Origin of the sequence: Nitratireductor sp. GCM10026969 (assembly GCF_042660605.1) — a bacterium.
GTDB lineage: Bacteria > Pseudomonadota > Alphaproteobacteria > Rhizobiales > Rhizobiaceae > Chelativorans.
Map to the genome: position 1 here is coordinate 43660 of NZ_JBHSUM010000001.1, position 26767 is coordinate 70426.

At 61.1% G+C, this 26767-nt stretch carries 24 protein-coding genes; 14 read left to right on the plus strand and 10 right to left on the minus strand.

Annotated elements, in window-relative coordinates; genetic code table 11:
- Positions 1-246: 246 nt before the first annotated feature.
- Both ACFP9U_RS00220 and ACFP9U_RS00225 read left to right on the plus strand, forming a co-directional pair.
- Positions 247-813, plus strand: coding sequence for a globin family protein (locus ACFP9U_RS00220; protein ID WP_378618138.1), 567 nt, complete (start codon positions 247-249; stop codon positions 811-813).
- A 250-nt stretch (positions 814-1063) separates the two neighbouring features.
- On the plus strand, positions 1064-1912 hold the full coding sequence (locus ACFP9U_RS00225; RefSeq protein ID WP_378618139.1) for a hypothetical protein: 849 nt from the start codon (positions 1064-1066) through the stop codon (positions 1910-1912).
- 418 nt (positions 1913-2330) lie between these two features.
- Here the strand turns inward: ACFP9U_RS00225 and ACFP9U_RS00230 are convergent, their stop codons facing one another.
- Entirely contained in the window at positions 2331-3353 is a 1023-nt protein-coding gene (locus tag ACFP9U_RS00230; RefSeq protein ID WP_378618141.1) for a LacI family DNA-binding transcriptional regulator, read from the minus strand.
- A gap of 299 nt (positions 3354-3652) precedes the next feature.
- On the opposite strand from ACFP9U_RS00230, the gene ACFP9U_RS00235 reads away from it, so the two are divergent.
- The 7 genes from ACFP9U_RS00235 (at position 3653) to ACFP9U_RS00265 (ending at position 10873) form a co-directional block, all read left to right on the plus strand.
- A complete protein-coding gene (locus tag ACFP9U_RS00235; RefSeq protein ID WP_378618276.1) occupies positions 3653-4966 on the plus strand; it encodes an ABC transporter substrate-binding protein in 1314 nt (437 codons plus the stop codon).
- A 76-nt stretch (positions 4967-5042) separates the two neighbouring features.
- Positions 5043-5990, plus strand: a complete 948-nt coding sequence (locus ACFP9U_RS00240) for a carbohydrate ABC transporter permease (RefSeq protein WP_322451722.1) — start codon at positions 5043-5045, stop codon at positions 5988-5990.
- On the plus strand, positions 5987-6925 hold the full coding sequence (locus ACFP9U_RS00245; protein WP_322451723.1) for a carbohydrate ABC transporter permease: 939 nt from the start codon (positions 5987-5989) through the stop codon (positions 6923-6925). The genes ACFP9U_RS00240 and ACFP9U_RS00245 overlap by 4 nt, the downstream gene beginning before the upstream one ends.
- A complete protein-coding gene (locus ACFP9U_RS00250; RefSeq protein WP_322451724.1) occupies positions 6922-7149 on the plus strand; it encodes a hypothetical protein in 228 nt (75 codons plus the stop codon). Before ACFP9U_RS00245 ends, ACFP9U_RS00250 begins: the two co-directional genes overlap by 4 nt.
- A 3-nt stretch (positions 7150-7152) precedes the next feature.
- A complete protein-coding gene (locus ACFP9U_RS00255; protein WP_378618143.1) occupies positions 7153-8250 on the plus strand; it encodes an ABC transporter ATP-binding protein in 1098 nt (365 codons plus the stop codon).
- Positions 8243-9238, plus strand: coding sequence for an ABC transporter ATP-binding protein (locus tag ACFP9U_RS00260; RefSeq protein ID WP_378618145.1), 996 nt, complete (start codon positions 8243-8245; stop codon positions 9236-9238). The genes ACFP9U_RS00255 and ACFP9U_RS00260 overlap by 8 nt, the downstream gene beginning before the upstream one ends.
- 12 nt (positions 9239-9250) lie before the next feature.
- Positions 9251-10873 (plus strand): dihydroxyacetone kinase subunit DhaK, encoded by a 1623-nt coding sequence (locus tag ACFP9U_RS00265; protein ID WP_378618146.1) that lies wholly within the window; start codon positions 9251-9253, stop codon positions 10871-10873.
- Positions 10874-10953: 80 nt separating this feature from the next.
- Here ACFP9U_RS00265 and ACFP9U_RS00270 read toward each other — a convergent pair whose 3' ends face one another.
- Positions 10954-12066, minus strand: a complete 1113-nt coding sequence (locus ACFP9U_RS00270; RefSeq protein ID WP_378618148.1) for a GlxA family transcriptional regulator — start codon at positions 12064-12066, stop codon at positions 10954-10956.
- 184 nt (positions 12067-12250) lie between these two features.
- On the opposite strand from ACFP9U_RS00270, the gene ACFP9U_RS00275 reads away from it, so the two are divergent.
- The 4 genes from ACFP9U_RS00275 to ACFP9U_RS00290 all read left to right on the plus strand — a co-directional run bounded on the left by ACFP9U_RS00275 (position 12251) and on the right by ACFP9U_RS00290 (position 16687).
- Positions 12251-13327, plus strand: a complete 1077-nt coding sequence (locus ACFP9U_RS00275; RefSeq protein ID WP_378618150.1) for a class I SAM-dependent methyltransferase — start codon at positions 12251-12253, stop codon at positions 13325-13327.
- A gap of 70 nt (positions 13328-13397) precedes the next feature.
- Complete coding sequence (locus tag ACFP9U_RS00280) at positions 13398-13997, plus strand: GNAT family N-acetyltransferase (RefSeq protein WP_378618151.1); 600 nt, start codon at positions 13398-13400, stop codon at positions 13995-13997.
- 110 nt (positions 13998-14107) lie between these two features.
- Positions 14108-15826, plus strand: coding sequence for a tetratricopeptide repeat protein (locus ACFP9U_RS00285; protein ID WP_378618153.1), 1719 nt, complete (start codon positions 14108-14110; stop codon positions 15824-15826).
- Positions 15827-16141: 315 nt separating this feature from the next.
- Positions 16142-16687: a GNAT family N-acetyltransferase gene (locus ACFP9U_RS00290; RefSeq protein WP_378618155.1), complete on the plus strand. Its 546-nt coding sequence runs from the start codon at positions 16142-16144 to the stop codon at positions 16685-16687.
- A 333-nt stretch (positions 16688-17020) separates the two neighbouring features.
- Here ACFP9U_RS00290 and ACFP9U_RS00295 read toward each other — a convergent pair whose 3' ends face one another.
- Positions 17021-18316 (minus strand): cation:proton antiporter, encoded by a 1296-nt coding sequence (locus ACFP9U_RS00295; RefSeq protein ID WP_378618156.1) that lies wholly within the window; start codon positions 18314-18316, stop codon positions 17021-17023.
- A 282-nt stretch (positions 18317-18598) separates the two neighbouring features.
- Positions 18599-18949 (minus strand): hypothetical protein, encoded by a 351-nt coding sequence (locus ACFP9U_RS00300; RefSeq protein ID WP_378618158.1) that lies wholly within the window; start codon positions 18947-18949, stop codon positions 18599-18601.
- 234 nt (positions 18950-19183) lie between these two features.
- On the opposite strand from ACFP9U_RS00300, the gene ACFP9U_RS00305 reads away from it, so the two are divergent.
- Positions 19184-19888 carry a hypothetical protein gene (locus ACFP9U_RS00305; RefSeq protein WP_378618159.1) on the plus strand — a complete coding sequence of 235 codons (705 nt, stop codon included), beginning with the start codon at positions 19184-19186 and terminating at the stop codon, positions 19886-19888.
- A 148-nt stretch (positions 19889-20036) separates the two neighbouring features.
- On the opposite strand, the gene ACFP9U_RS00310 is transcribed toward ACFP9U_RS00305, so the two are convergent.
- The 6 genes from ACFP9U_RS00310 to tssA all read right to left on the minus strand — a co-directional run bounded on the left by ACFP9U_RS00310 (position 20037) and on the right by tssA (position 26602).
- Positions 20037-20783 carry a hypothetical protein gene (locus ACFP9U_RS00310; RefSeq protein WP_378618161.1) on the minus strand — a complete coding sequence of 249 codons (747 nt, stop codon included), beginning with the start codon at positions 20781-20783 and terminating at the stop codon, positions 20037-20039.
- 570 nt (positions 20784-21353) lie between these two features.
- Positions 21354-21833 carry a type VI secretion system baseplate subunit TssE gene (gene tssE, locus ACFP9U_RS00315; RefSeq protein ID WP_378618162.1) on the minus strand — a complete coding sequence of 160 codons (480 nt, stop codon included), beginning with the start codon at positions 21831-21833 and terminating at the stop codon, positions 21354-21356.
- Between the two features lie 8 nt (positions 21834-21841).
- Positions 21842-23377 (minus strand): type VI secretion system contractile sheath large subunit, encoded by a 1536-nt coding sequence (tssC, locus tag ACFP9U_RS00320; protein WP_378618164.1) that lies wholly within the window; start codon positions 23375-23377, stop codon positions 21842-21844.
- Between the two features lie 27 nt (positions 23378-23404).
- Entirely contained in the window at positions 23405-24895 is a 1491-nt protein-coding gene (gene tssC, locus ACFP9U_RS00325; protein WP_378618166.1) for a type VI secretion system contractile sheath large subunit, read from the minus strand.
- Positions 24896-24898: 3 nt separating this feature from the next.
- Positions 24899-25414, minus strand: coding sequence for a type VI secretion system contractile sheath small subunit (tssB, locus tag ACFP9U_RS00330; protein WP_378618168.1), 516 nt, complete (start codon positions 25412-25414; stop codon positions 24899-24901).
- 51 nt (positions 25415-25465) lie between these two features.
- Positions 25466-26602 carry a type VI secretion system protein TssA gene (tssA, locus tag ACFP9U_RS00335; RefSeq protein WP_378618170.1) on the minus strand — a complete coding sequence of 379 codons (1137 nt, stop codon included), beginning with the start codon at positions 26600-26602 and terminating at the stop codon, positions 25466-25468.
- Positions 26603-26767: the final 165 nt, after the last annotated feature.

Below are 26767 nucleotides of genomic sequence, written 5' to 3' on the forward strand. Positions count from 1 at the left end.
TCCATCCCCCGGACGTCGCATCGCCTTGCGACCGCCTGAATACGCGCGTGGAAGGCCAAAGCAGGGATACGAGAATCGGAGTGCGTTCCGCATGTCCACGGTGTGAGACGTGGTGAATTCACGGCCGTTCTGAGCTGGCCGGACGAAGCCACGAAACAATTGAAATATCGGCCGCTATTGAAGCAATCGCCGTGAAATGCAGAAACGCGATTGTCTCCATCTTCGCAACAATCACGGGAGACGATCATGAGCAAACTCAGCCTCGTCGTCGCGAGCGGCCTTCTTGGCCCAGCGCCTGCACGCGCGCATCCGCGATGCGCAACCCTCTCAGCTTGCTCTTCAACCACTCCGAACACAAATCTTGACAGGAACCCATCGATGACGCCGGAACGGATCGGGCTCGTCCAGCAGGGTTTTCGCGCCGTTGCGCCAATCCGAACCGAAGCCGCTGCGATCTTTTATCGCCGGCTCTTCACCATCGCGCCCGAACTTCGTGCACTCTTCGGCAGCACCGACATGGCCGCGCAGGGAAACAAGCTCATGGCGAGCCTCGGCTTCGTGGTTCAGGGACTGAAACAGCCGGATATCATTCTGCCTGCGATCGAAGCGCTTGCACGACGGCATGCCGGCTATGGCGTGCGGGACGTGCACTACGAAATTGTCGGCCAGGCGCTCATCGAAACGCTTGAAGAAGGTCTTGGCGATGCATTTACACCTCGGGCGCGCGAGGCCTGGCAGGCAGCATACACCATGCTGTCACAGGTAATGGTTGCTGCAAGCCGTACGTCCGAGCGCCCGGAAACATTGCCGTAGCTGCCACCGTACCTGAGTTTCCCACGAACTAACGACTCGATACCGGTGCGCGGAGCACGGCGGTACAGGCTTTCGGGCGGTTCACAGGCAGATGTATTTCTTCGACGAAACACAAATCCACGAAAACGAAATCCGGCCGATACGTGGAGCCTCCAGTCAGGGTCGCGTGGACCGGCGAGCGCGCCTCGCATCGGCCTGCTCATGCTCCGTTCGCCACGTATTTGAGCCAACACGTCCAAGGAGGACCGAAATGACCTTTAGAATCGCAGGCGGCGCTATCATTGCCGCCACCGCCCTGATCACTGCCTCGCCCGCCCTGGCGGGATGGGACGGCTTCATCAAATCGAATATCTCGCAGTTCGGCGAGCCGGTTCGTTTCGAGATGGAATTCGACAGCAACGGTTATCGGCTGAAGGACAAGACATACAATGTTCCGATCGAATATCGCGCGGAGGTTTCCGGCGTCGGGCGCAAGCTGAAAGCAATCGACGTCAACGTGCAGACAACACTCTACGGTCCGGGTAGATATGCGGGGGTTCGGCGTCAGCTTGATCAGAAAGCCGCCTGGGGCAAAACCGTACTACCGTTGCGCCTAGCGCATCTGGCGCCAATGGCAGCCGCTGGCAAGGCGGCGTGTGCTAAGCACGGCGGAGCATCGGTCAAGCACGTCCAGGTGAAGCTGCCACTGCAGATGCGCGTGACTTTCGCCGATGGACGCAAGACCAGAGAGTTCACCAAGGACGCGAACGTGCCTGCAGTGTTCGTCTGCGCGGCCCAACCGAGCCGCAAGACCGTTGACCTTCAACTGGAGAAACTGAAGGTCTACACGCTCCCGGCCAAACCTGCCTGTGGTGAACCGGTACGCATGGTTGCGGAGTTCTGGACCAATAAACCCGGCACCGTGTCGTTCCAGTATGTTCGCGGTGACGGCGAAAAGCAGAATGCGTTGGTGACGACGGAAAAGGTCAATGGCGGCTACGCCAAACGCTGGGGCAAGACATATACCTTCTCACAGTCGGAAAGCCGTAAGTACATGGTCGTCGTCAACGGTCACAAGGCGTCGTCGAACTGGGTGCCGATCGATGTGAACTGCGGGTGAAGCGCGATTTGCCAGGCGTGGACCTGACAAGGGAATCCAGTAGGCCCGAACGTCAGGTAGTCCCAGCTCCGGTACAGCTGCGCGACGACGCGTCAGTAGCGGTGCCGCGCCGGCTCCGGGTGTTGTGCCCGTGCCCGGCGCGGTCTGGAAGAAGTTGCTGCTGACGCGCGCTGCTTGTTCCTCAGCGAGACTGCTGCTTTGCAGACGCAGCAACCTGTTCGGCAAGATCGTCAGACGAGAAAAACGACTGCTGCCCGCTTGCAACGGTCTCGGCCTCTGCGGAAACCGCGTAGCCTTCCCTCTCCGCCTTCGCTTGGGCCTCGCGAAAGGCCAAAACACCATGGGGTGAGCGCGTTCCATACACGAGCTATTGCCAGACCTGCTCGACCGGATCGAATTGTGCACAGGAGTTGGTAAGCTACAGATTTTCCGCCAGCAGGATTTCGATCCGCATTTTTTCCTGGGCGGCGAAAGGCTGACGCTTGTCGGCGCGGGCGCGCAGGATGCGCAGGGCGCTACGCACGGCGTGCCCCGGGTTCTGGGCGATGATCGCGTCGATGCGCTCGTCACGCAGAGCCTGTTCGTTGAACGGGGTCCGCTCATGGGCGACCACCACGAGATTCCCGAGTGCGGCGTAGCGCGATACGGCTTCGAGCGGCACGCGTGCTTCCGAACTCATGATGTAGACTGCGACGATGTCGGGATAGTTGGCGAAGGTCTGCCGGATAATGCGCTCGGCGCGCCCGGCGTCTCCATGCGTCTCCAGCGTCGGCAGGCATTGGAGAGCGGGGAATCCCTGGTTGATCACCCGGTCGAAACCCAGTCGACGCTTGAGGCTGTCCTGCGATTGTATGGTTTCGGTGATCACCGCGATCCGGCCATGGCGTCCACTGCTGAACCGCCCGACCAGGCGTCCTGCGGTTGCGCCCGCCGCGACGTTGTCGATGCCCACGAAGTCGTGATGCCCCAGATTTGCCTGGCCCGACAGGAACTGCACGACGTGAATGTCGCGCTCATTGAGACGCATTACCGCGTCGCGCACCTGCGGGGATTCGGGCGCCATGACCGCCACACCGTCCACCTCCCCGGGATTGAGGGAAGAGAGCTGGTTGGCGACAGCATGCGGGTCTTCGATGTCAAGCCGTATAACGTTGACCTCGACGAGGTCGGATTTCAGGGTCGCGCACGCCGCGTCGACTTCGGCGAGCAGTTCCGCAAGATACTGGTCGCCACGCTCCGGCAGCACGAAGTGGAATCGGTAGGTCCTGCTGCGGGCGAGATTGACCGCGGCGAGATTGCGCTCGAATCCGATACGCTCGATGGCATCATGCACCTTGCGCACCGAACGGTCGCTGACATTCGGGCGCTCGTTCAGGACGCGGTCTACTGTCGCCAGGCTAACGCCCGCCGCTCTGGCAAGATCCTTTGTGGTGGGACGCATTCCCGCTCCTAAACTCCACGTAACGGCGAGCCGTTATCAGCCAAGGTGGCATTGATGGCAAGAAAAATGAGGTACGCACCTCAAAAAGAACTTGATATGAGGTACGCACCTCATTTATGTCTGGTTTCATGCAGGCGGCGGATGTGAGGATTGTTGGCCGCGCTGCCGGAAGTGCTGGGGGAGGAGACCTGCCAGGAGACGCCTGGGCTCCTCGCGCAGGTAATAGCGCCTTAAAGGCGTGCGCCGCTTCTCCAACCGGGGCGGCTTGGGAGGAAGATATGCGCAGGAAAACCAAGATCATGAATTCCGTTGCCGCCGGCAGCCTTGCCGCCGCCGGCCTCGCTGTTTCGGCGCCCGCGAACGCGGACGAACTGACGCTCTGCTGGGCCGCGTGGGACCCGGCCAACGCGCTGGTGGAATTGTCCAAGGACTTCGAGCAGCAGTCGGGTCATACGATGAAATTCGAGTTCGTGCCGTGGCCGAATTTTGCCGACCGCATGCTCAACGAGCTTAATTCCGGTGGCCAACTCTGCGATCTTATGATCGGCGACAGCCAGTGGATCGGCGGCTCGGCCGAAAGCGGTCATTACGTGAAGTTGAATGACTTCTTCGAGAAAGAAGGCATCACCATGGATGACTTCATTCCCGCGACGGTGACCGGCTATTCAGAGTGGCCGAAGGGGACGCCGAATTACTGGGCGCTGCCGGCCTTTGGCGACGTGGTTGGCTGGACTTACCGCAAGGACTGGTTCGACAGGCCCGAGATCCAGGCGGAATTCAAGGAGAAGTATGGGCGTGATCTGGCCGCTCCCGAGACATTGGCCGAGTTGAAGGAGGTCGCAGAGTTCTTCCAGGGACGCGAGATTGACGGGCGCAAGGTCTATGGTGCTGCGATCTACACCGAGCGCGGCTCCGAAGGCATTACGATGGGTGTGACCAACGCCCTCTACAATTACGGCTTCCAGTATGAAAACCCCGAAAAGCCCTATGAACTTGACGGCTTCGTCAATTCCGAAGGCGCGGTGAAGGGGCTGGAGTTCTACAAGGAGCTCTATGATTGCTGTACGCCGCCCGGCTCCTCGGACTGGTACATGTCGGAAGATATCGATGCCTACAAATCGGGGCAGGTGGCGTTGCAGATGAATTTCGCCTTTATCTGGCCGGGTGTCGAAGCGGACCCGAATGTCGGTGGTGGAAAGTCGGGCTATTTCGCCAATCCGAAAGGTCCGGACGGCCATTTCGCGCAGCTCGGCGGCCAGGGCATCTCGGTTGTCTCCTATTCGGACAAGCAGGATGCGGCGCTTGAATACATCAAGTGGTTCGCCCAGCCCGAAGTTCAGCAGAAATGGTGGCAGTCGGGCGGTTACTCGGCGCTTAAGGCGGTGGTCGAGGATCCCGGCTTTGCCTCCAGTCAGCCCTACGCGCAGACCTTTCTCGATTCCATGGCCATCGTGAAGGATTTCTGGGCCGAGCCGGCCTATGCCTCGCTTCTGCTCGCCATGCAGGATCGCGTCCACGACTATGTCGTCGCCGGCAACGGAACGGCGCAGGAGGCCCTGGACAGGCTCGCTGAGGACTGGACCGAGGTCTTCGAGGACGAAGGCAAATACTGACGCGCGATACGCTTCCCGGTGATGCCGGACCCGTTTCCGGCATCACCCCCGTTCGCTTCAGGATGAAGGCCAGACAATGTCCATCTCACCGATAGAGCGTGTCGCCGAGGCGACACCGCGAAGCGTCGTGCGTCGTGTCAGAGGCTTGTCCGACCGCGCGATAGCCTGGATTTTCGTCACTCCGACGATCGCGCTGCTGCTCGCCATCAACATCTTCCCGCTGATTTGGACAGTCTGGCTGAGCTTCACCAATTTCAGGGTCAATCGTCCCAACCGCGAAGCTGAATTCGTGGGCTCGCGCAATTACGAGCGCATCCTGACCGACAGCGACATTTGGGGCACGATGCAGGCGACCGCACACTTTCTTTTCTGGACAATTGCGTTTCAGGTGCTGATTGGTTTCACACTCGCCTATCTGATCAACAAGAAGTTCCGCGGAAGCGATCTCTGGACCACCGTCATCGTGCTGCCGATGATGCTTTCGCCGGCGGTGGTGGGTAATTTCTGGACATTTCTGTACCAGCCGCAGATCGGCCTGTTCAACTACGTGATTGGGTTCCTGACCGGTGCCGATCCGTCCAGCTTCTCGATGATCGGCGAGGTGGCGCTGGCACCCTGGGCTATCGTCATCGTCGACACCTGGATGTGGACGCCCTTCGTCATGCTAATCTGCCTCGCCGGTCTGCGCTCCATCCCCGAAAGCATCTATGAGGCGGCGGAATGCGACCGTGCCAGCAAGTGGCGCCAGTTCTGGACCATCACCATTCCGATGGTGTTGCCGTTCCTGATGCTGGCCGTGCTTTTCCGCGGCATCGAGAATTTCAAGATGTTCGATCTGGTAGTGCAGCTGACCGGTGGTGGGCCGGGCTCCACGACCGAACTCACCTCCATCAACCTCAAGCGTGAAGCCTTCGAGAAGTGGCACACGGGCTTTGCCTCGGCGTACGCGGTGATTCTGTTCGTGACCGTCTTCGGCCTCGCCTCGATCTATGTGAAAGCCTTGAACAAGGTGAAAGAGAGATGAGTTTCTCAGTAACGGAACCGTCCGATCGCCAGAAGCTGTTCGCCGGCTTTCTCGTGATCCTCTATGCGGCCGTCACCCTCATGCCGCTGGCCTGGATCATAGCCACCGGCTTCAAGACACCCTCGGACGCGATCGCTTATCCGCCGAAGGTTGTCTTCGATCCGACGCTTGAGGGTTACGTCAACCTGTTCACCACGCGCACTCGCGCCAGCGCCGATACGCTGGAGCAGCTGGGCGAACCGCAAACCTGGTATGACAGCATCGTGCGCAAGTACGACATGGTGATCGTCGGGCCGTCGCGTTACGGCGAGCGCTTCCTCAACTCCATCATCATCGGCTTTGGCTCGACCTTCCTGTCGGTGTTCCTCGGCACCATCGCCGCCTACGCCTTCTCGCGCTTCAAGGTACCGTTGAAGGACGATCTGATGTTCTTCATCCTGTCGACGCGTATGATGCCGCCGATCGCCGTCGCCATCCCCATTTTCCTGATGTACCGGCACCTGGGGCTGAACGACACGCATCTGGGCATGATCCTGCTCTATACGGCGGTCAATCTGTCGCTGTCGGTGTGGCTGCTGAAGGGGTTCATCGACGAGATTCCGGTCGAATATGAGGAAGCGGCACTCATTGACGGTTACACGCGGTTCCAGGCCTTCTACAAGGTGGTGCTGCCGCAGGCCGCCACCGGCATCGCTTCCACCGCCATCTTCTGCCTGATCTTTGCCTGGAACGAATACGCTTTCGCCGTACTTCTGACCTCCGGCACGGCGCAGACCGCACCGCCCTTCATCCCCACCATCATCGGCGTGGGCGGTCAGGACTGGCCGGCCGTGGCCGCAGGCGCCACCTTGTTCCTGGTGCCTGTCATGGTCTTCACCATCCTGCTGCGCAAACACCTCCTTCGCGGCATTACTTTCGGAGCCGTGCGCAAATGAGCCTGTCCGACACCACCCGCACATCCGGTCATGACGGCCGGAAGCAGCGCAATGCCCGCCGGATCTTGGTGCGTGGTCCATGGGAGCTGGGTGCCAGCATCCTGATCGGACTTGGGGTCGTGATGCTGATGCAGCCGTTTTTTCTGTGGGCCTACACCTACAGCTTTATCGTCCTGCTCGTCGGGACGGTCGGCTTCATCATCGTTTCGCACTTTCCGGAGTAGATGATGGCCAGGATCGAGATCAGAAATCTGCGCAAGGAATTCGGCGACTTCACCGCCGTGCAATCCTCCAGCTTCACGATCGAGGATGGCGAATTCTTCATGCTGCTCGGCCCCTCGGGCTGCGGCAAGACGACGACGCTTCGGATGATGGCGGGGCTGGAACTGCCGACTTCAGGCGAAATTTTCATCGACCACGAGGAAGTGAGTCAGAAGCGGGCGAGCCAGCGGGACATCGCCTTCGTGTTCCAGATGTTCGCGCTCTACCCGCACATGAGTGTGCGCAAGAACATCTCCTATCCACTGGTAAGCCAGGGCGCGCCAAGGGCACAGGTCAAGAAGAAGGTGGCGGAGGTCGCCGGCATTCTGGGCATAGAAAACATCCTCGACCGGCCTGTTGGCGGACTGTCCGGCGGCGACCGGCAGCGCGTGGCTCTTGGGCGAGCGATCGTGCGCGAACCCAAGGCGTTCTTCATGGACGAGCCGCTCGGCGCCCTTGATGCCGAATTCCGAGAGCATATGGCTCATGAATTGCGCAACCTGCATGATCGGATGGGCGCGACAACGGTCTACGTGACCCACGACCAGCTAGAAGCCATGCAGATGGGGGACAAGATCGTGGTGATGAACCATGGCGTGGTTGAGCAATTCGGGGTGCCGCAGGACATATATGACTGGCCGGCAACCATGTTCGTGGCCGATTTCATCGGCTCCCCATCGATGAATTTTCTGCGCTTCGAATCCGTGTTGGGCATTGGTGCGGCCGCCGTCAACCTCAACGGAACGATGATAAAGGTTCCAGAGCTCCTCGAGGGCGGGGAAGGCAAGCTGGCTCTTGGAGTGCGCCCGGAGCATATCCGCCTCGATGACGCGTCCCCCTACAGAGGAGAAGTCACTGCGACGGAGTATCTGGGCACCACCCAGATCGTATCCTTGGAGACGCCGAATGGTGCGATGAAGGCGCGGCTTTCTGCGGCCGACCCGGTTGCGGTGGGAGAAAGGGTCGGGCTGACGCTTGATTCGCGCACGCTCACCGTCTTCGACGCAGAAACCGGGCGGGCGCTTGTTTCGGAAGCCAATAGGGGAGTGCTCACTCATGGCTGAAGTGATCCTGCGCGGCATCTCCAAGAGTTTCGGCGGCCAGGAGGCTCTCGACGATGTTTCATTGACCGTACCGCATGGTTCCCTGGTGGTGCTGCTGGGACCGACTGGCGCCGGCAAGACGACGACGCTGCGCATTGTGGCGGGATTGGAACATCCCGACAGCGGTGAAATCCTCATTGGCGGGCGCTCCGTGCGCGACCTGACGCCAGCGCAGCGCGATGTCGCCATGGTGTTTCAGCAATACTCGCTCTATCCGCATCTCACGGTGCGTCAGAACCTGGAGTTCCCGCTCAAATCACCTCTGCTCAAGACGCCGAGGGAAGAGATGGAGCGCAAGGTGCGGGACGTGGCGGAAGTGCTGCGCATCGCTCATAAGCTCGACAACAAGGCGACCGCGCTTTCCGGCGGCGAAATGCAGCGCGTGTCGATCGGACGCGCGCTGGTGCGCAAGCCAGCGATCTATCTGATGGATGAGCCGTTGAGTTCGCTCGACGCCAAGCTTCGTGCGGAGCTGCGTATCGAACTCAAGCGTATACAGGCGCAATCGGGCGCAACGCTTCTCTATGTGACGCACGACCAGGTCGAGGCGATGACCATGGCCACCCATGTCGGCGTCCTCGACCATGGTCGTCTCGCGCAATTCGGCTCGCCGAGGGATGTGTACGAAAACCCGGTCAGCATCTATGCCGCCAGCCGCCTTGGCCAGCCACGTATCAATCTTCTGCCTGCTGATATATTCGCCGGTGCTCCGACTGGCGCTCGTACCATCGGCCTGCGGCCGGAACACATCGTGCAGGGCGAGGGTGAAGAGAGTTCGGTGGTGCGTGTCGAGCGGCTTGGCGACGAGACGCGCCTTCATCTCTCTTTCAAGCAACATGATCTGGTGACGGTCACCGACCCGCATACCTCGCTCAAGCCGGGAGACGCGGTGAAGGTACGGCCACAGGACGCTTACTATTTTGACGCCGACGGCGCGCGCCTCGTCTAGGAGAATTTGAAGATGACTCAGTTTTTGAACCGCAAGGAAGACATCGTTACCGAGGCCGTGGACGGCGTGGTGGCGGCTTCCGGAGGCCGGCTCGTGAGGCTCGACGGCTACCCGCATATCCGTGTGGTGGTCCGCAAGGATTGGAAGAAGGACAAGGTGGCGCTGGTTTCCGGTGGAGGCTCCGGCCATGAGCCGGCCCATGCTGGGTTCGTTGGCGAAGGCATGCTGACGGCCGCTGTCTGCGGTGACGTGTTCGCCTCACCATCGGTCGACGCCGTGCTGGCCGGTATCCTCGCCGTCACAGGGCCGGCAGGCTGCCTTGTCATCGTCAAGAACTACACCGGCGACCGTTTGAACTTCGGCCTTGCCGTCGAGCGTGCCCGCGCATTCGGACACAAGGTGTCCATGGTGATTGTCGACGACGATATCGCGCTTCCCGATTTGCCGCAGGCGCGTGGCCTGGCCGGCACGTTGTTCGTGCACAAGATCGCCGGTGCCCTGGCCGAGCAGGGCGCGGACCTCGCAACAGTCGCGAAAGCCGCTGAGCGGGTGATCGAAGGCACAAAAAGCATCGGCATGTCACTCGATACGTGTCGAGTTCCAGGTGCCGCCAAGGAGGAGCGAATTCCCGAAGGCATGGCCGAACTCGGGCTTGGTATCCACGGTGAAGCCGGGGCTGAGCAGGTTCCGTTCTCCAACGCCAAGGCGGCGGTCGGCGCCATGTGCGAGAAGCTGTCGGCTGTCATGCCCGACGGCCCGCATGTGGCTCTTCTCAACAATCTCGGCGGCACCTCCATGCTTGAAATGGGGGTGGTGGTCCATGAACTCGCGCAATCCTCGATTGGGGCGCGGCTTGAGGGGGTCGTCGGGCCAGCATTCATGATGACATCGCTCGACATGCGCGGTTTCTCGATCTCGATCTTGCCGGCAAGTGAGGAGAACCTGCGTCTCCTTCAGGAAGCGACACCGATCGCCGCATGGCCGGGTGTTACCGGTCTTTCGGAAGTCGCTGTCGCCCCGCTTCCCGATGGGCTGATGCCCATCAAGCCCATGCCCTCAAATCACGCGCCGACGCGGGAGTTTCTCTCCCGATGCTGCAATGTCCTGATCGAGGCAGAATCGGAACTGAATGCGCTCGACGCGAAGACCGGTGACGGCGATACCGGGTCGACTCTTGCTGGCGCCGCGCGTGCGTTGCTGGAGCGCATGGACCAGCTGCCTTTGTCCGATCACACCCAGCTTCTGCGCGCCATCGGCCAGGAACTCAGCCAGACCATGGGTGGCTCGTCCGGAGTTCTGCTTGCGATCTTCTTCGCCGCCGCTGGGGACGCGGCATCTAGCGGCGAGCCCATGGGCCAAGCCCTCAAGGCCGGGCTGTCGCGCATGCAGGAAATCGGGGGTGCGGAGCGCGGCGACCGGACAATGGTCGATGCGCTCGCGCCAGCGCTCGACACGCTCCCCCAGGGATTCGCCGCCGCTGCTGCGACGGCGCGCCAGGGCGCGGACGCAACCGCGTCAATGTCGAAGGCGCGTGTCGGCAGAGCCTCATATATCGGTGCTCATCAGCTTCAAGGCAACGTAGACCCTGGAGCGGAGGCGGTCGCGAGACTTTTCGAGCACTTGGCCCGGGGATGATCACAGGCACCAACCATCGCATTCGAAGCTCGACGCGCATGAGGCCTTTAGAGGGCGGTGGAAGTGGGCAGAGCGGCTTACTAGGCGCGAGAAAGACGGGGAGCTCCTGTAAGTCGGATCTCCTCTGATACCTTTAATGCTTTGCCGGATCGCGTGTCATGAGAACTTGGCCGGGCATGGTCGGGGATCCTGAAGCGGCGGCGGTAGTCGCCGGGCGAGATGCCTGTCAGGCGCCGGAACAGGCGACTGAACGAGGAAGCATCCTCGTACCCCACTTCGCGACCGATCGCATCCACCGGTGCGGAGCCGGTCTCGAGCATTTGCTTCGCCTCCTCGATGCGCAGTGCCTGGACATAGGTAAGCGGCGAGTAACCGGTGGCTGCCTTGAACCGGCGGTCGAAAGTGCGCTTGGGCAAACCCGATACGCGCGCCGCCTCGGTGATGACGTCCGCACGGTCGTAATTCTCTGCAAGCCAAGTCTGGCATTTGAGAACGACGGCGTCGCCATGAACGACATTGACGGCCATCGAGGCATAGGGGAGTTGCCCGTCGCGGTGCCACTGATAGAGGAAGAACCTCGAAATGCGGATCGCCTCCTCGCCGCTCCCATAGCGGGCGATGAGAAGGAGCGCGAGGTCCTGCCACGACGAGGCGCCGCCGCAGGAGATGATGTTGTGGCCATCGCCGGACTGAACCAGGATGCGGTCCTCATGCAGCCGGACGTCGGGAAACTCCTGGCGGAACACGGGAACATGGCTCCAGTGCGTCGTCGTCTCGCGGCCGGAGAGCAGCCCTGCCGCGGCCAGGACCAGAGAGCCGCCACAGGCGGAGCAAATCAGCGCGCCCTTTTCGTGCATTTTCGCGACCCAATCGATGATCCGGCGATCGAGGGCGTGAAGGTCCTCGGGCGTTAACACTACCGGGTTTGGTACGAAGACGATATCCGTCTGCTCGACGTCGTCGATCGTGTCCTGCGGAACGATGCTCACGCCGGTGATGAGCTCGAGCGGCCCGTGCTCGGCGGCGACGATGCGCGGCTCGAAGATCGGCTTCTCATCGATGCGCGGTCCTGTGAGCGCCCCCTCAGGTGGGGCCTTGAGAAACCTCCCCGCCGCCCAGAGCGTATCGAAGACGCCATAGATGATCGAGGGATCGCATTCCCGAAAGACCACGATACTGACGTGCTTCGGCACCGATTGTCCTCCAGCTTGGCCCATCTCGCACGGTTCCGGCTATTCTGCCTCTCTCGCGCGCGCCGCACCACGTCTATTTTCGCGCCCGATGTGCCAAGGGCACGACCGTATCATGAAACACGGTGAACAACACAGGCCAGCCTCAGGTCCCCTGAGCGCTTGGACAGGAAACATGGAGACGGAGATGCTGAATACACACCACAACACAATCGATTCCGCGAAGCTCGATGCGCTGGTCGCGCGCGCTTTCGGCGATCTTTCGGCCGGCTATGGCGGCGTCATGATCAGCCTCGGCAACCGCCTCGGGCTCTATAAGGCGATGACCGGGGCCGGGCCGCTCAGCGCACATGAAATCGCCACCCGTGCCGGCTGCGCCGAACGCTATGTGCGCGAGTGGCTCAACGCGCAGGTTGCGGGCGGCTACGTCGCGTATCATCCGGTCAGCGGCACCTACGAGCTGACGCCCGAGCAGTCGATGGTGCTTGCCGACGAAGACAGCCCCGTCTTCTTCCCCAATGCCTGGGCCGTTCCCGCATCCATGTGGGCCGACGAGGAGAAGGCCGTGGAGGCCTTCCGCACGGGCAAGGGCATTCCCTGGGGCGACCACGACGGACGTCTCGCCTGCGGCGTGGCAGCCTTCTACCGCAACGCCTACAAGGCAAGCCTGGTCTCCGAATGGCTGCCGGCCCTCGACGGGGTCGTCGAGAAGCTCGAGGCAGGGGCGCTGGTGGCCGATATCGGCTGCGGCCACGGACATTCTACGGTGCTCATGGCCCAAGCCTTTCCGGCCTCGCATTTCCGCGGCTTCGACAACCATCGGCAGTCGCTGGAGGAGGCCCGGAAGGTCGCTGCCGAAGCGGGTGTTGCCGAGCAGTCGAGTTTTGCAGCAGCGCGGGCCGATAATTATCCCGGCAAGGGGTACGACCTAATCTGTTTCTTCGACGCACTGCACGACATGGGCGATCCGATCGCCGCCGCAACGCATGCCGCCAAGGCGCTCGCGCCCGACGGCGCGGTGATGCTGGTCGAGCCCTTTGCCAACGACCGGGTCGAAGACAACATCTCGCCCGTGGCGCGGATGTACTACGCGGCCTCCACCACGATCTGCTGCGCGCACGCGATCTCCGACGGTGGCCATCTGGTGCTCGGCGCGCAGGCCGGCGAGGCGCGGCTTGAGGACGTGTTCCGCAAGGCTGGCTTCACCCGCTTCCGCCGTGCCTTCGAGACGCCGTTCAACCTGGTCCTCGAGGCTCGGCTCTGATCGAGCATTCGAGCAGATATGCCTCAATTGCCTGGAAGCGGCCTGAGATCGCACTCTGGAGGACGATGGAGTGTCTTATCCACTGACAGCCCTCATGCCGCGCGATTGCATCCGCCCGGCGCTACAGGAAGAAGCTGGTGAAATCGCCCGCCTCTTCCTGATCTCCTCGGATGGGCTCGCGGCCTACATCTGGAGTAAGACAGACGCGCCAAGCCTGTCGCTGGAGGAGATCGGTGCGGCCCGCTATGCGCGTAGAAACACCGCCTTTTCCTTCGAGAATTGCATTGTCGCGGTGCGCGGCCACAGGATCGTCGGCATGGCGCACGCCTTTCCGATGGAAACGGACGCCAGCGGCACTGAGGAGACCGATCCGGTCCTGCGGCCCTACGCGGAGCTGGAGGATCCGGGCTCGCTCTACGTTTCCGGTCTGGCCGTCCACGATCACTACCGTGGCCGGGGGATCGGCGGCGCGTTGATGGACCGAGTCTATGCCCTTGCCCGTTCGAGAGGCCTGCCGCGCGTTTCTCTGATCTGCTTCGAGGGCAACGAGACCGCGTTCGAATTCTACCGCAAGCGCCGCTTCCAGGAGATCGCGAGGCGGCCCGTCGTCCCGCACCGGTCCCTTCACTACAGCGGCGGCGACGCGGTGCTGATGGTCAGGCACTGCTGAAGCACTGACCTGCTAGGCCGACCTTAACCGAAACCGAAAAGCCAAAGCCCATCGCGCCGTCGCGGGAACCGCACCGGCAATGGGAGAACCATGTCTGAAAGGAAGAGAAAATGAAGACGAAGAAATCCCGCCACATCCTCGCCAGCTCGCTGATGCTGGCCACCTCGATGCTTGCCGTGACCGCGGCGGCCCACGAGCAGGCAAAGACGGAACTGTTCAACCCGGGGGTGAGCTACGCCGCCGGAAATGCCGGAGAGGCGGCGACTGGACGCCCGCCGCTCTATGAGGGGCTCGGCACCATGGCGATGCCGGTCACGACGAAAAACGAGGAAGCCCAAGCCTATTTTGACCAGGGGTTGCGGCTTGCCTGGGGCTTCAACCACGCCGAGGCGCGGCGCTCGTTCCAGGAGGCCCAGCGGCTCGATCCGGAATGCGCCATGTGCTTCTGGGGCGAGGCCTTCGTGCTCGGTCCCAACATCAACGACGCCATGCGCGACGAGGCTGCGGCACCTGCCCGCGAGGCGATCGACCGCGCCTTGGCGCTCAAGGAGAAGGCCAGCCATAAGGAGAGGGCGCTGATCGAGGCTCTTTCCAGGCGCTACGGCACGGATCCGATGGCAAGCCGCCCGCCCATGGATCAGGCCTGGGCCGACGCGTTGGGCGAGGTGGCCAAGGCCTATTCCGACGACGCGGACGTGCTGGTGCTGCATGCCGAGGCGTTGATGAACCTGCAGCCCTGGGATTATTGGGAGGCCGACGGGGTTACGCCCAAGGGCCGCGGCGGCGAGATTGTCGCGGTGCTGGAGCGAGCGCTCGAGATGGATCCGGACCATCTCGGGGCGGCACACCTCTACATCCATGCTGTCGAGGCGTCAGCCGATCCGGGCCGGGCCGAGGCCGTCGCCGACCGCCTGCGCGGCGCGGCACCGGCGGCGGGGCACCTCACTCACATGCCGGCGCACCTCTACATGCGGATCGGCCGCCACGGCGACTCCATCGCCGTCAACCATGACGCCATCGCGGCGGATGAGGCCTTCCTTGCGCAGGCCGGCGAGGCGGCGAGCCCGCTCTACCGCTTCGGCTACTATCCGCACAATGTCCACTTCCTCATGATTTCGGCCCAGATGGCTGGCGTAAAGGAGGATGTGATCGGCGCGGCGGAAAAGCTGGCGGAGATCACCTCCGATGAAGTCTCGCAGGAACTGGCCTGGGTGCAGGCGATCAAGACGGCTGTCTTCAGCGCCCATGCCCAGTTCAGCGACCCGGACACAGTCCTCGCGCTGGCCGGGCCCGGCGACCGCTTCCCCTTCGTGAAAGGCTATTGGCATTACGCCCGCGGCGTTGCCCTGGCCTTCAAGGGCGACTTCGAGGCGGCATCCGCCGAAGCCGAAGCCATTGGCCGGTTGATCGACGAGGCCGATCTAAGCGGGCTGGAGGAGCAGTATCTGCCCGCCAGGGAGGTGCTCGGCATCGCCAGGCACGTGGTGGAAGCCCGCATCGCCGCGGCGCGGCGTGACTATGTCGCCGCCGAGCAGCAGCTCGCCCAGGCGATCCGCCTGCAGGACGGTCTCTCCTACATGGAGCCGCCCTACTGGTACTATCCCGTCCGGCAGACGCTCGGCGCCGTGCTCCTGCAGCAGGGCCGCGCCGACGAAGCCGTCGTGGCGTTCGAAGAGGCACTTGAGGAGGCGCCGCGCAACGGCTGGGCGCTTTGGGGTCTGCTCAAGGCCAAGGCTGCCGCCGGTGGTGAGGACGTATCCGCGACGGAAGCAGCTTTCAAGAAGGCTTGGCTAGGCCACGACGCGTTGCTCGTTCTCGATCGTCTGTAGCAGCCGGGGCAAAGCATGCGAACCGCGCGGCGCAATCGCGAAGGCCTTCTCGTCTTCGCGATTGCGCCCGCGGCGACCAGCGTGTCCAGCTCAAGCTCAATAGATGGGAACTCCGATGAAGAGGTTTGAACGGAGCCGCCGGGCACTGAAACAGTACAGGCTCGATCTGCTCTCCGACCACCAGTTGAAGGATATCGGCCTGTCGAGGTCCGGGACCGTGTGGGCTGTCGCGATGGAAACCGACAGCCAAGCGGAACGCGCAGACCGAGGCCAAGACCCTGTTCAGGAAACGATCACGTCAAGAGAGATACAACCATGCGCGGCTACATAATCCGCAATGCAAGTCAAACTGATATCCCTGCAGTCCGGGCCATGCAGGAGCGCTCGATGTGGGTTCTCGGCGGCGATTTCTACCACGCGAGCGAAATTGCAGGTTTCCTGACGGAGTTCGGTACAATGGACGACGCCATTGTGGACGAGGGCCATTTCTTCGTGGCTGAAAGCGATCGTGGCGCGCTCATCGGGAGTGGCGGATGGACCCGCTCCAGGCCGAGCTACGCCAACGGGTTGGGGGACGAAGGCCAATATACCGGCGAGCCGACCGTCCGCAGCGTGTTCGTGGATCCTGCCGCGGTTCGCCGTGGTATCGCATCCGCTATCATGCAGCGAATAGAACGGGACGCAGGCGAGCATGGCATTCGCACCCTCCATCTCACGGCAACTCTTTCTGGCATCGCCCTTTACGAGCATCTCGGATATCAAGCCGAAAAGGCCATGACAGTGTGCCTCTCCGACAAAACTCGCTTCGCCTGCGTAAGCATGGCGAAGCAACTCCCGAAATCGCGCGAGCAAGCGGCCTGAGCCAATGCCTCACCCATCGGCCCCTAGGAGTAACCCGGCAGGTGCCGCACGAAGCGGCCCCGAAATCTGGCCCTCTAGAATCGGTTGCGTGCCCAATGTGGGCTTACTGTAACCAGAACGACCTGTGAGAAGTCACTCTCTGATTCTCAGAAAGATCACAAAGGTTAATAAGCGAAGACTGCTTTGCAAATGCTACAGCCGAAACCGGACAGGCAGGAAGCGGCCCCCATCGCGACCATCTGCTTCGCGCCTATGTCGGCGTAGCGGGGGACTTTGCCACTGTTATGACTACAGATGGTTTCGCATCCCGCGCGCCAACGAGGGTACCCCGGTCTAAGGACCTGTCCGCCCGATCGCGGGCGGCCGCCGACGCGGTGATCCGGTCGCGCTGCGCGTTGAAGTCCGGTAACGATCGAGACGGCTCATGGTCGGGGTGACCGCGATCCCGTGGATGACGATCGAAACGAGGACCACGCAACAGACCGTGACCCAGATCACCTGCGCCTCGTCGAATTCGGCCTGACCCAGGGCATAGGCGACATAGTAGAACGAGCCGAGGCCGCGGATGCCGAAGAAGGAGATCGCCAACCTCTCGTGATAAGGTGCAGGATGACCCGCAAGGCTGATCCAGCCGGAAAGTGGTCGCAGGACAAGCAGGATCAGCACTGCAACAAGTATGACCGGCCAGCTCAGCGCATTGAAAATCGTGCCCTCGGCAATGGCGGCACCGAAGCAGACCAACAGCACCATCATGACCAGCCGTTCGATCTGCTCGGCAAAGCTATGCAGGTTGCGATGGTAGCGGTGTCGCCGTTCGACTGCCCGGAAAGCCACCGCAGCGACAAAGACCGCGAGGAAGCCGTAGCCATTGGCCAGCTCGGTTGTGCCATAGGCAAGGCATGTAATGCCGAGCGCGGCAAAACCGTCATTGGACTTGGCGAGTGCCGCTCGGTTCGGCAGGCGGAATGTGAGATGCCCCATCACCCATCCGCCAACCCAGCCGATGGCCACGCCTGCACCGACTTTCCAGATGACATCGACAAGCAGCCAGTCGGCGAGAAAGGGTTCGCCCGAGGCCTGCGAGAGCGCGATTGCGATGGCCAGGTAGACGAATGGAAAGGCAGCACCGTCGTTGAGGCCCGCTTCCGAGGTGAGCGCAAAGCGCACCTCATCCTCCTCACCGGACTGAGGCGGCCCAACTTGTACGTCGCTCGCCAGCACCGGATCAGTCGGCGCAAGAGCAGCGCCGAGAAGTAGGGCCGCGGCAATGCCCAATCCGAGGACCGCCCAGCCGAGAAGTGCGACGCCCGCGATGGTGATCGGCATGGCAATGAACAGGAGGCGCCATGTCATGCCCCAATTGCGCCAACCGATCGGCCGATCCAGTTTCAGCCCGGCGCCCATGAGGGAGACGATAACGACAAATTCCGTCATCCGTTCTGTGGTGTATCGGTTCTCGAGCGGATTCACCCAGTCATTCGGCAGAAGCGGCGACCAGACCAGCAACACCCCCGTGCCGATGCAGACCATGGGCAGGGATAGCGGCAGCTCCTTCAGCAGAAGGGGCAGCCAAGCGGTGAGGAGAACGACGGCGCCAAAAATGGCCAGGAAAACGGCATACCAATCCACCTACTTCCACGTCTCCCGTTGCCGTCCGGCTCTATCGCCCTGTACCGACGTCCTGCCTTCGCTCCAGGCTGCCAAGCTCCTGAGGAGCGAGTGTCGTGGACGAACGCTAGCGTGATCATGACATTGAGAACGTCCGCGCACTATAGTGGAATGCATCCACCTCACCTACAGCGAGGGAACCCATCCTTTGCCTGCCGGTAGCTGAAATTTTCGGTCGGCCGCGCCAACTTTCGGTCGGCAGCTATCGCGCCGACAAATGAGCCACGCTGATAGAAGTAAAAGTCAACGCGTGGAAGTCGTATCTAGAGCGTCTTCGAAGAAGGCGGAGTCGGTTTTGGGATTCAGACGATAGGTGTCCGGCGAGACACAAGCGCGCAAGCAAGGCCAGCCGTCGCGTTCGAAGCTCGACGCACATGAGGCCTTCATGCTCGGCCTCATCGAGGAGACGCCGGACATCACGCTTGCCGAGATCGGTGCGCGGTTGGCTGCCGAGCGCGGCGTGCGGGCGGCGCCGCCGACGGTCTGGCTGTTCCTGGGCCGGCGCAGCATCACATTCAAAAAAAGACGGCGCACGCCGCCGAGCAGCAGCGCCCCGATGTCCTGCGCCGCCGCAAAGCCTGGTTCGCCGGCCACCTCGAACCCTGGGAGCCGACCCGCGCGGCTTGTGCTTTCGCGAATATCGTGGTGTCAACGGGCGGTATTACTCAACCTGTAGGCTTCACTGTTCCGGCTGGACCTTATTTTCTGAACTGCTAAGTTCCAACTTTTAGGATGGCCATTTTGCCGACCGGGCTGGCGACGATAGCATCATACGCGAGCGGTTTTGAGAGGCCGAAGAATTCGATCCACAAAGCGAGGGAGGGGCTTGTGAGTTCTAAAGCAGTCGTGCTGAAGCGCAACAGCGGCGATGATGCCAAGCGACGCGCTCTGCTGGGGATCGGACCAACCCCTTTGATTGAGTTCACGGCTAGCGGAAAACTATCGACCGACAAGAAGTTCGTGGGAAGTCTTGACTACCTCCTGCTGACAGGCGGCCACGGCAACTTCGTCAACAGCCGACCGACACAGTGCAATGGTACGACGGTCGAAGACACGAATCGCTGGGCATTTGGTGTCAGCGGACAATTCAAAGCGATCATCCTGGATACCTGTTTCAGCAGCGCGCTGCTGGCAACTTTCCTGCCAATGGTGCCCTATGGAGGGTGCGTCGTCTGTGCGCATGGCAGCGGCGAAGGCTGGGCAGAAGGGTTCACTGCAGCAAACGGGAACAAGTCGGTGGGCGAAATCCTCTGCCAGAGCGTGAAGGGGATGGATGAGCTCGGCTTGGTCTCAAACATGGCGATAGCGGTTCGCAAGCCAACAAACCAGCTCTTATACACAATGAACGGCGGCGCTAAGCGTCGCCCGGCGCTCGACCAGCGCGACATGTTTGGTATGGACCGCGATTCAGAGATCGAACTCAAGCAACTCGATGTTTATTTGTTCGGCAACCAGATCTCGGTCATCGAGGCTCAAGGCTTGTCGCATATGAAGACTATGCTCGCCAATTGGCTGCCGATGAAAATCGTGTAGCCTCGCAGTCGGACACTCTCGTCATCGGCCTGCGCCTTTCGCCGCCGACCGGATCCCCGGTCAGCCCTACATGCCCGAAGGCGGCGGTAGTTCGGCCGGCTAAGGAACGGTGTGAAGCAGCAGTTTGGAACCTGCGAGCCAGTAGGCCCTATTTGTCCGACCAGCCCGCGGCTTGGAGCAGCCATTGCGGCTCTCCTTGTCTGAAATGAAGAACGCGCTTCTGCACTTTGTCGCCGGTGAATTTACTTCCCAGTTCTCCGTGCTGGTGCGACGGTGTCGAAACCTCTACATAACCGTCCCACCCCGCGATCATCGGCGTAAGCGGCGCCAGATTCTGGCACAGATTGTAGATGAAACATTTTTCGTTTGCATTCTGGCTGTGCTTGGGAAATTTCTTGTTTTCCTTGCTCTTTACGCCTACTCGAGCTGCCGCGCAGGCTATCAGGCAGAGCTTGTCGATCTTCGGCAGGCCCATAGACTTAATCATTCGAGCGACTGGCTCGACCATCATGGTCTCGAGTACCAAGTCTTCTCGATCGTAGTTCCCGACAAGATAGATGCCGACCCTCTCGGTGCTTTTGATATCGTCAAGTTCACTAGGACTGAACCCGTAATTCACCAGCGAATTGCTCAGGTGGCTGTCAACAGTTGCGAATTCGCCCATGTTCTGGATACCGGAATGGATGTAGCTCTTGTCGTCAATCGACCAGTCTAGGAATGAGTTGAAGTTCTTCGGGTACTTAAAGGCCAGCGACATGACAGACCGGCATTTGTGCTTGTACTTGGAGACTAGCGCCGCCATGCAAGCATGTGCGTCTTCCACAAGCTCCCTTTCTACCTGGGTAGTAGGGACGGCCGGGACAATTGCGACAACAAACAGATAATCCACACGCATTTTGTGACAGCTCCTCGACTCGCAAAATGGGACACGAACGTGCCCCCGTCCACAAATAGTTCAGATTACTTCTTCTCGACGGAAGCAGAACCAATCCACAGTCGGGCAGGGGATGTTGCAGCGCCCTTGCTCCTTCCTATGGTTCCGTCCTCCAGGTCCCGACCTTCTGGGGCTCAGTGAGCAGGATCAACATTGCCCATGGTGCGGCAGAAGATCAGAATCCGCAAGCGGATCGAGGCGCGGGTGACATTGACAGGGCTGTCGCAGAAGTCCTGAATTTCGCCACAAGATCGGCGGCGCTGATTGTTAAAGCCGGCCGGACCTCGACCTAAGCCGAGGTCACCGGTTGGAATAGGAGCTGATCGTATTTCCCTTATAAAGCGCGAGGGTGAGTAACCGACATGGCGGGCGAATGCCAGGCCGAACGCGCTAACAGTCGGTCCCAACATCGACCTCTTCACGCCGGCCGAATGCGCCATCTACTTCAGGGCCGCTGGATATGACCTGGATCAAACAGGACGTTCTCTAGGGCACGTGAAGTTCTCAATGGATCTCCACAGTTCCCAGTTGCTATCTATTAATGATCAGTAAGCCGCCGGTCGCAGGATCAACGACTGTATCGTAGACGACCGTTTCGCCGCTAGCATCAGCTTTGAGCACTGCGCGAAGGCGAAATCTCAAGGTGCGGTCGAGGCTGCTGTCTTGCGGGATAAGGTCGACGGTCAATTCCTGAAATCTGGGCTCGAACCGGCGGATCAGTTGTTCGAGACGCTTGCGAAAAAGCTCCTGCTGCTCGACCGTCGCGAGTTGCTGGTTTTGCAGTTCAGGCAATCCAAAGGACAAGACAGACTTGGATAGCTCCGTTTCTCGGCGATCGGCCGGGAGGCGACGGGGACGCGTGTTGAACAGGATCTCAAGATCACGGCGCACACCCTCACGCAACTCCCGCATGGCGCGTTCCGCATTCTTGTCGGTCTCTATGCTGTCGCCCTGAAGCAGGCGATCGAAGAGCGGGAGCCGGGGAGGGGGCTTAGAGGCAAAACGTGCCATTCGTCCTCCTACCGCCCGCCAACAGGTTCGAGGTCAGTGCGCAGCCGCAAACCGGTCACCATCTGGTCGATCTGGAAATGCGGCTGCAGATGCATGGTGCAACCCATTACACCGGGCCGGCCCGGCAATTCCTTCACCTCGATCCTCGCGCCGCTGAGCGGGTAACGGGCCCTGAGTTCCGGTCCGGCATCGGCATTGCCGATCGTGTATTCTTGGAGCCAGTCGGCGAGAAACCTTTCGAGTGCCGCAGCGGTCGTGAAGCCGCCGATGCGATCACGCGCCATGACCTTGACATAATGCGCAAACCGGCTGACGCACAGTGCGTAATGGAGCATTGCCGACAGGCGGGCATTGGAGCGCTCTGCCGTATCGCCCTCGTTCGGCACGGCGTGCAAGGACTGCGTGCCGAGCAGAACGACGGATTTGGTGAAGTTGCAGGGACTGATCGAGACGAAGCCAAGATCCTCTAGTGCCTTCTGCTTCTTGTCGGTCAGTTCCACCTCCAGCGGCCGTCTGTAAGCCGTCGCCTCGCCCGTAGAAAACCGCGGCGCCGGCAGTCCAGCAACATCAGTCTCATCATTCTCGATCCGGGCGCCACGGATATCCGCGAACCAGCCGGTCTCGATGAAGGTGCGGATGACCACCGCGCCGAAAGCATAGATGGCGTTGCCCCACAGCCAGGAGTCGAGCGAGCCACCGTTTTCACGATAAACGAATCCCTCCTCGCGGGACGAACTGTTGCTGTAGCGTTCGCGCAGAAGAATGCGAGGCAGGGTGATGCCGAGAAACCGGCTTTCCTCCTGCTCGCGCAATTTCCGCCAGCGCTGGTACTCGGCAAGACGGAAGCCGGCATCCAGCCTTTGCACATAGGAGAGATCGGAGAAACTCGACACACCGAACAATTCCGGTGCTGCACCGATCACGCAGGGCGAGAATGCCGCCGCGGCGACCTCGGCCAGACCGGACAGCGCCCCGACATCATCGATCGCCTGGCCCGCGCCCGTCGGCCGCCTGTGCCGCACCGCGTAATCGCACAGCAAAAGACCGTACGGCACTCCGCCGGGCATGCCGTATTCCTCGCTGTACACCTTGGCGAAAAGTGCACTCTGGTCGAATTCCACTGCCCGATCGAAATCGCGGGCGAGCTCATACCAGGTCGCGTTGAAAATGCGAATGCGGACCTTTTCGTCGTCCTGCGCTTCCTGCAGCAGGTATTCCACGCCCCGCCAAGTGGCTTCGATCCGCTTGACGTCGTCATGGTGCAGAATCGCGTCAAGCTGCTCGCTGATCAGTGCGTCGATCGCCGCTATATCGCGGGCAAGAGTCGCGAAAACCCGCTCGTTGCTCTTCTTCTCCGGTTCCAGCCAAATTTCGAGCGCGCGTAAGCTGTCCTCCTCCGCAAGAAAGTCCTCCAGAGCCTCGGCGAGTCTCGTCGCACCCCGGCCGAGCGCTGCATCGACCAGGCCGAGGCGAATCCCAGGGGAAGCACTGGTGCCCCCGTCGTGAGGTGGTTCCTCCACGACGGGGTTGTCGAGGTCATCCATGCTCGGTCCACATGCGACAGGGCCCCGTCACCCCATCTGCGGAATGCGGGCGACGAGACGCATGGAGGCGGAAAGCTCTTCCATCTGCAGCCACGGCCTCAAATAAGCAACAGCGTTGTAGGAGCCGGGCGCACCGGGCACTTCCTTCACCGACACCGTGGCCTCCGCCAGCGGGTACTGCGCCTTCATCTCGGCACTGGCGTCCGGATTGCCGTTGACGTAATTGCGAATCCAGTTGTTGAGCCAATCCTCGCAGTCCTTCACTTCCATGAAGGAGCCCACCTTGTCGCGGCCCATCACCTTCAGATAGTGCGAGAAACGAGACGTCGCCATGATGTAGGGCAGGCGAGCCGAGATGGCCGCATTGGCCGTTGCGTCCGGGTTGTCGTACTTCTTCGGACGTTGCGTCGTCTGCGCCCCGAAGAACACCGCGTAGTCCGTGTTCTTATAATGGCAGAGCGGCAGGAATCCCAGCTTTGACAACTCCGCTTCCCGCCGGTCGGTGATGCCGATTTCAGTCGGGCACTGCTGATCCACGTCGCCATCGTCACTGGTGAAGGTGAAGCTTGGCAGATTCTCCACCTTGCCACCGCCCTCGGCGCCGCGCACCGCCACGCACCAGCCATACTTCGAGAAAGCGGATGTAAGGCGCTCGCCCAGGGCGTAGGATGCGTTCATCCAGGTGAATTGGTCGGACGACATGGCGCTGGCCTTGCCTTCGGCGTCGATCGGCGCTTCCTCGAACTTGAACTCCTCGATTTCCCGCCCCTTCGAGCCATAGGGTACGCGGGCGAGCACACGCGGCATCGTAAGGGTGACGAAGCGGCTGTCCTCGCTGTCACGGAAACTGCGCCATTTGATGTATTCCGAACTCTCGAAGATCTTCTCCAGATCGCGAGGCTTGGAAAGTTCCGTGAAGCTTTCAAGCCCGAACATGCTTGCATTGGCCGCCGAAATGAATGGCGCGAAGGAGGCCGCTGCCACGTTCGACATGCTCTGCAGCACCTCCAGGTCCTCGGTGCCGCTGCCGAACTCGTAATCGCCGATCAGGGCTCCATAAGGCTCTCCGCCCGGCGTGCCGAATTCCGACTCATAGATCTTCTTGAAGATCTGGCTCTGGTCGAACTCAACCGCCTTGGTCAGATCCTTGTGAAGCTCTTTCTTGGAGATATTCATCATCCTGATTTTCAGCGTGGAGCCTGTCTCGGAGCTCTTCACGAGGTGGTGGAGCCCTCGCCACGATCCTTCGAGCTTCTGGAAATCCGGGTGATGCATAATCGCTGAAAGCTGTTTCGAGAGCTTCTCGTCAATCGCTGCGATCGCCTTATTGAATGTCTGCGTCAGGTTCTTGTTGAACGTCACTGTGCCGGAGAGTGCCTCCGAAGTGAGCGTACGCAGCAGATCCTGCATCTCGTCCGGTTCTGCTGTCTTCGTGACGCTGATCGCCTGGTCCAAGAGGTTGAGCGAACCGGTTTCTTCCGCGGCTGTCGTGCCGGTGTCGGCTTTTGTCTCACTCATTGATCAGCCCTCCGTCTCTTTGCTGTCGCTGCCGAGCTGGCCGGCAAGTTCGTTCAGCTTTTCCGTATTCTGCAGGACATCTTCGAGAATGCCTTCGAGCTCCTCCGATCGGTCCACCTTGGACATCAGATCGCGCAGCTTGTTACGCACGGCCAGCAGCTTCCGCAGCGGCTCCACCTGATCGACGATCGCCGCCGGTTCGAAATCGTCTATCGACTTGAACTTCAGCGAAACGGCCATCTCGGAATCGTCGGCCGCCAGTGTATTCTCGACCTTGAACTCCGCTCCCGGTGTCATGCGCTGCATGACGTCGTCGAAATTGTCGCGGTCGATCTGCGTGAACTTGCGGTCGCGCAGCGGTTTCAGCGGCTCGTATGGCTTTCCCGAAAAGTCGCCGATGACCCCCACGACGAAGGGCAACTCCTTGCGGACTTCGGCCCCTTCCGTTTCCACGTCGTATGTGATGTGAACGCGCGGCGCACGCACACGCTTCAGCTTCTGTTGCACGCTCTCTGCCATGATATACCCCCTGTTAGGTTAAGCACCTGATGTGAAAATTCTTGCCGATGATTAGCCGGAAGACTCGGGCTCCAAAGTTCTTATGCCCGCTGCCATGAGAATACGCTGAGTGTGCGACGGGTCTTCCGTCAGTTCGCCCAGCAGTTCCGGTAAGCTCATGCGTGCACGCCGAACCGCATCCTCCAGCGTATAGGATATTGGTGAATGTGGCTCGGTCTTTCTGAAGTATCCGGCAATTCGGGTGATCTCGGCGAGGGCTTCTTCGCGCGAGGCGTATCCGTTGACCCGCCTGACCGCGGTGGTGCCACCGGCAATTTCCGAGCCGGCGCCTGCACCTTCAGCGCCTTCCGGTGCGCTTTCCTCGGATGTGTCGGCTTCGACGCCGGCGACGGACACAAGCTTGTCCGCAGCGAAATGACGGACGGAACTGTTGATCTCTTGAAGGATATCCCGCAACCCTGATACCGAGGGGGCCTGGGCGCCGGCGACCGTGTCGAGAGCGTCGGACAGTTCGGCCAGCGCCGCAAGGCAGTCGTCGACCGCCTGGGTAAGCGCTAGAAACTCGGTAGCCGGCGTTTCGGCGACACTCTGCAGGAACTGATCCATGGTGACCGAGCCGTTGTCGATGCGCTCCTGTTTGCGCGCGGCATCGGTGACCTTTTCCAGATCGTTCGCCTGCTCAAAGCTCCACAACGAAAAGTCCCACTGTGCGCCATGGGTAAGCGGTATGAGCCTGATCGGCTGGATCAACGTGCCGGGCGCGCCGGAGCCGGTCAGTCCGGCAACGGCCGAGAGCTTACCCTCGACACCATCTTCGTCCAGTTCGGGAAAGCATTCGTCCCAGAAAGCGGTGATGATCCCGGTCATCACTTTCAGGCCGTCCCGCAAGCCGTCGAACCCGTTTCTGCGTACCAGCCCTTCGATCAGCCACGCGGAAATCTCGAGGTCTTTGGCATGCCCGCTCAGGACTTCCACGGCGGCCTCGACTACCGTATCCCACTCTTCCGGCTGACCGCCCCCAGTCTCCACGGCTGCGCGCTCTGCCGATCGGGCGGCGTTTCGCGCGTCCTTGACGCGGTAGTAGAGTGAATTGGCCGATGCATCGGACCGCGGGTCGATGCCACCCGGCGCTTCGTCCGAGATCGGAGCAAGGAGCGCGTCAACATCGATTGTTTGCGGCGACGGCATGCTTAGTCTTCCCCCCTCCTGTATGGAAACCGGAGCCACTCCGGTTACAGGCGACATTGGTGCACGACGAGATGATGCAACTTACCAGAACATCGCGCTCACGCACACTCCTCCGCGGCAATCCTCAGTCAAAAATGAAGAACAGACCATTGTGCGCCTGCATGT

Coding starts and splice junctions, on each gene's coding strand:
- ACFP9U_RS00220 (WP_378618138.1), top strand. CDS start 247: ATGAGCAAACTCAGCCTCGTCGTCGCGAGCGGCCTTCTTGGCCCAGCG.
- ACFP9U_RS00225 (WP_378618139.1), top strand. CDS start 1,064: ATGACCTTTAGAATCGCAGGCGGCGCTATCATTGCCGCCACCGCCCTG.
- ACFP9U_RS00230 (WP_378618141.1), bottom strand. CDS start 3,353: ATGCGTCCCACCACAAAGGATCTTGCCAGAGCGGCGGGCGTTAGCCTG.
- ACFP9U_RS00235 (WP_378618276.1), top strand. CDS start 3,653: ATGAATTCCGTTGCCGCCGGCAGCCTTGCCGCCGCCGGCCTCGCTGTT.
- ACFP9U_RS00240 (WP_322451722.1), top strand. CDS start 5,043: ATGTCCATCTCACCGATAGAGCGTGTCGCCGAGGCGACACCGCGAAGC.
- ACFP9U_RS00245 (WP_322451723.1), top strand. CDS start 5,987: ATGAGTTTCTCAGTAACGGAACCGTCCGATCGCCAGAAGCTGTTCGCC.
- ACFP9U_RS00250 (WP_322451724.1), top strand. CDS start 6,922: ATGAGCCTGTCCGACACCACCCGCACATCCGGTCATGACGGCCGGAAG.
- ACFP9U_RS00255 (WP_378618143.1), top strand. CDS start 7,153: ATGGCCAGGATCGAGATCAGAAATCTGCGCAAGGAATTCGGCGACTTC.
- ACFP9U_RS00260 (WP_378618145.1), top strand. CDS start 8,243: ATGGCTGAAGTGATCCTGCGCGGCATCTCCAAGAGTTTCGGCGGCCAG.
- ACFP9U_RS00265 (WP_378618146.1), top strand. CDS start 9,251: ATGACTCAGTTTTTGAACCGCAAGGAAGACATCGTTACCGAGGCCGTG.
- ACFP9U_RS00275 (WP_378618150.1), top strand. CDS start 12,251: ATGCTGAATACACACCACAACACAATCGATTCCGCGAAGCTCGATGCG.
- ACFP9U_RS00285 (WP_378618153.1), top strand. CDS start 14,108: ATGAAGACGAAGAAATCCCGCCACATCCTCGCCAGCTCGCTGATGCTG.
- ACFP9U_RS00290 (WP_378618155.1), top strand. CDS start 16,142: ATGCGCGGCTACATAATCCGCAATGCAAGTCAAACTGATATCCCTGCA.
- ACFP9U_RS00310 (WP_378618161.1), bottom strand. CDS start 20,783: ATGCGTGTGGATTATCTGTTTGTTGTCGCAATTGTCCCGGCCGTCCCT.
- tssE (WP_378618162.1), bottom strand. CDS start 21,833: ATGGCACGTTTTGCCTCTAAGCCCCCTCCCCGGCTCCCGCTCTTCGAT.
- tssC (WP_378618164.1), bottom strand. CDS start 23,377: ATGGATGACCTCGACAACCCCGTCGTGGAGGAACCACCTCACGACGGG.
- tssC (WP_378618166.1), bottom strand. CDS start 24,895: ATGAGTGAGACAAAAGCCGACACCGGCACGACAGCCGCGGAAGAAACC.
- tssB (WP_378618168.1), bottom strand. CDS start 25,414: ATGGCAGAGAGCGTGCAACAGAAGCTGAAGCGTGTGCGTGCGCCGCGC.
- tssA (WP_378618170.1), bottom strand. CDS start 26,602: ATGCCGTCGCCGCAAACAATCGATGTTGACGCGCTCCTTGCTCCGATC.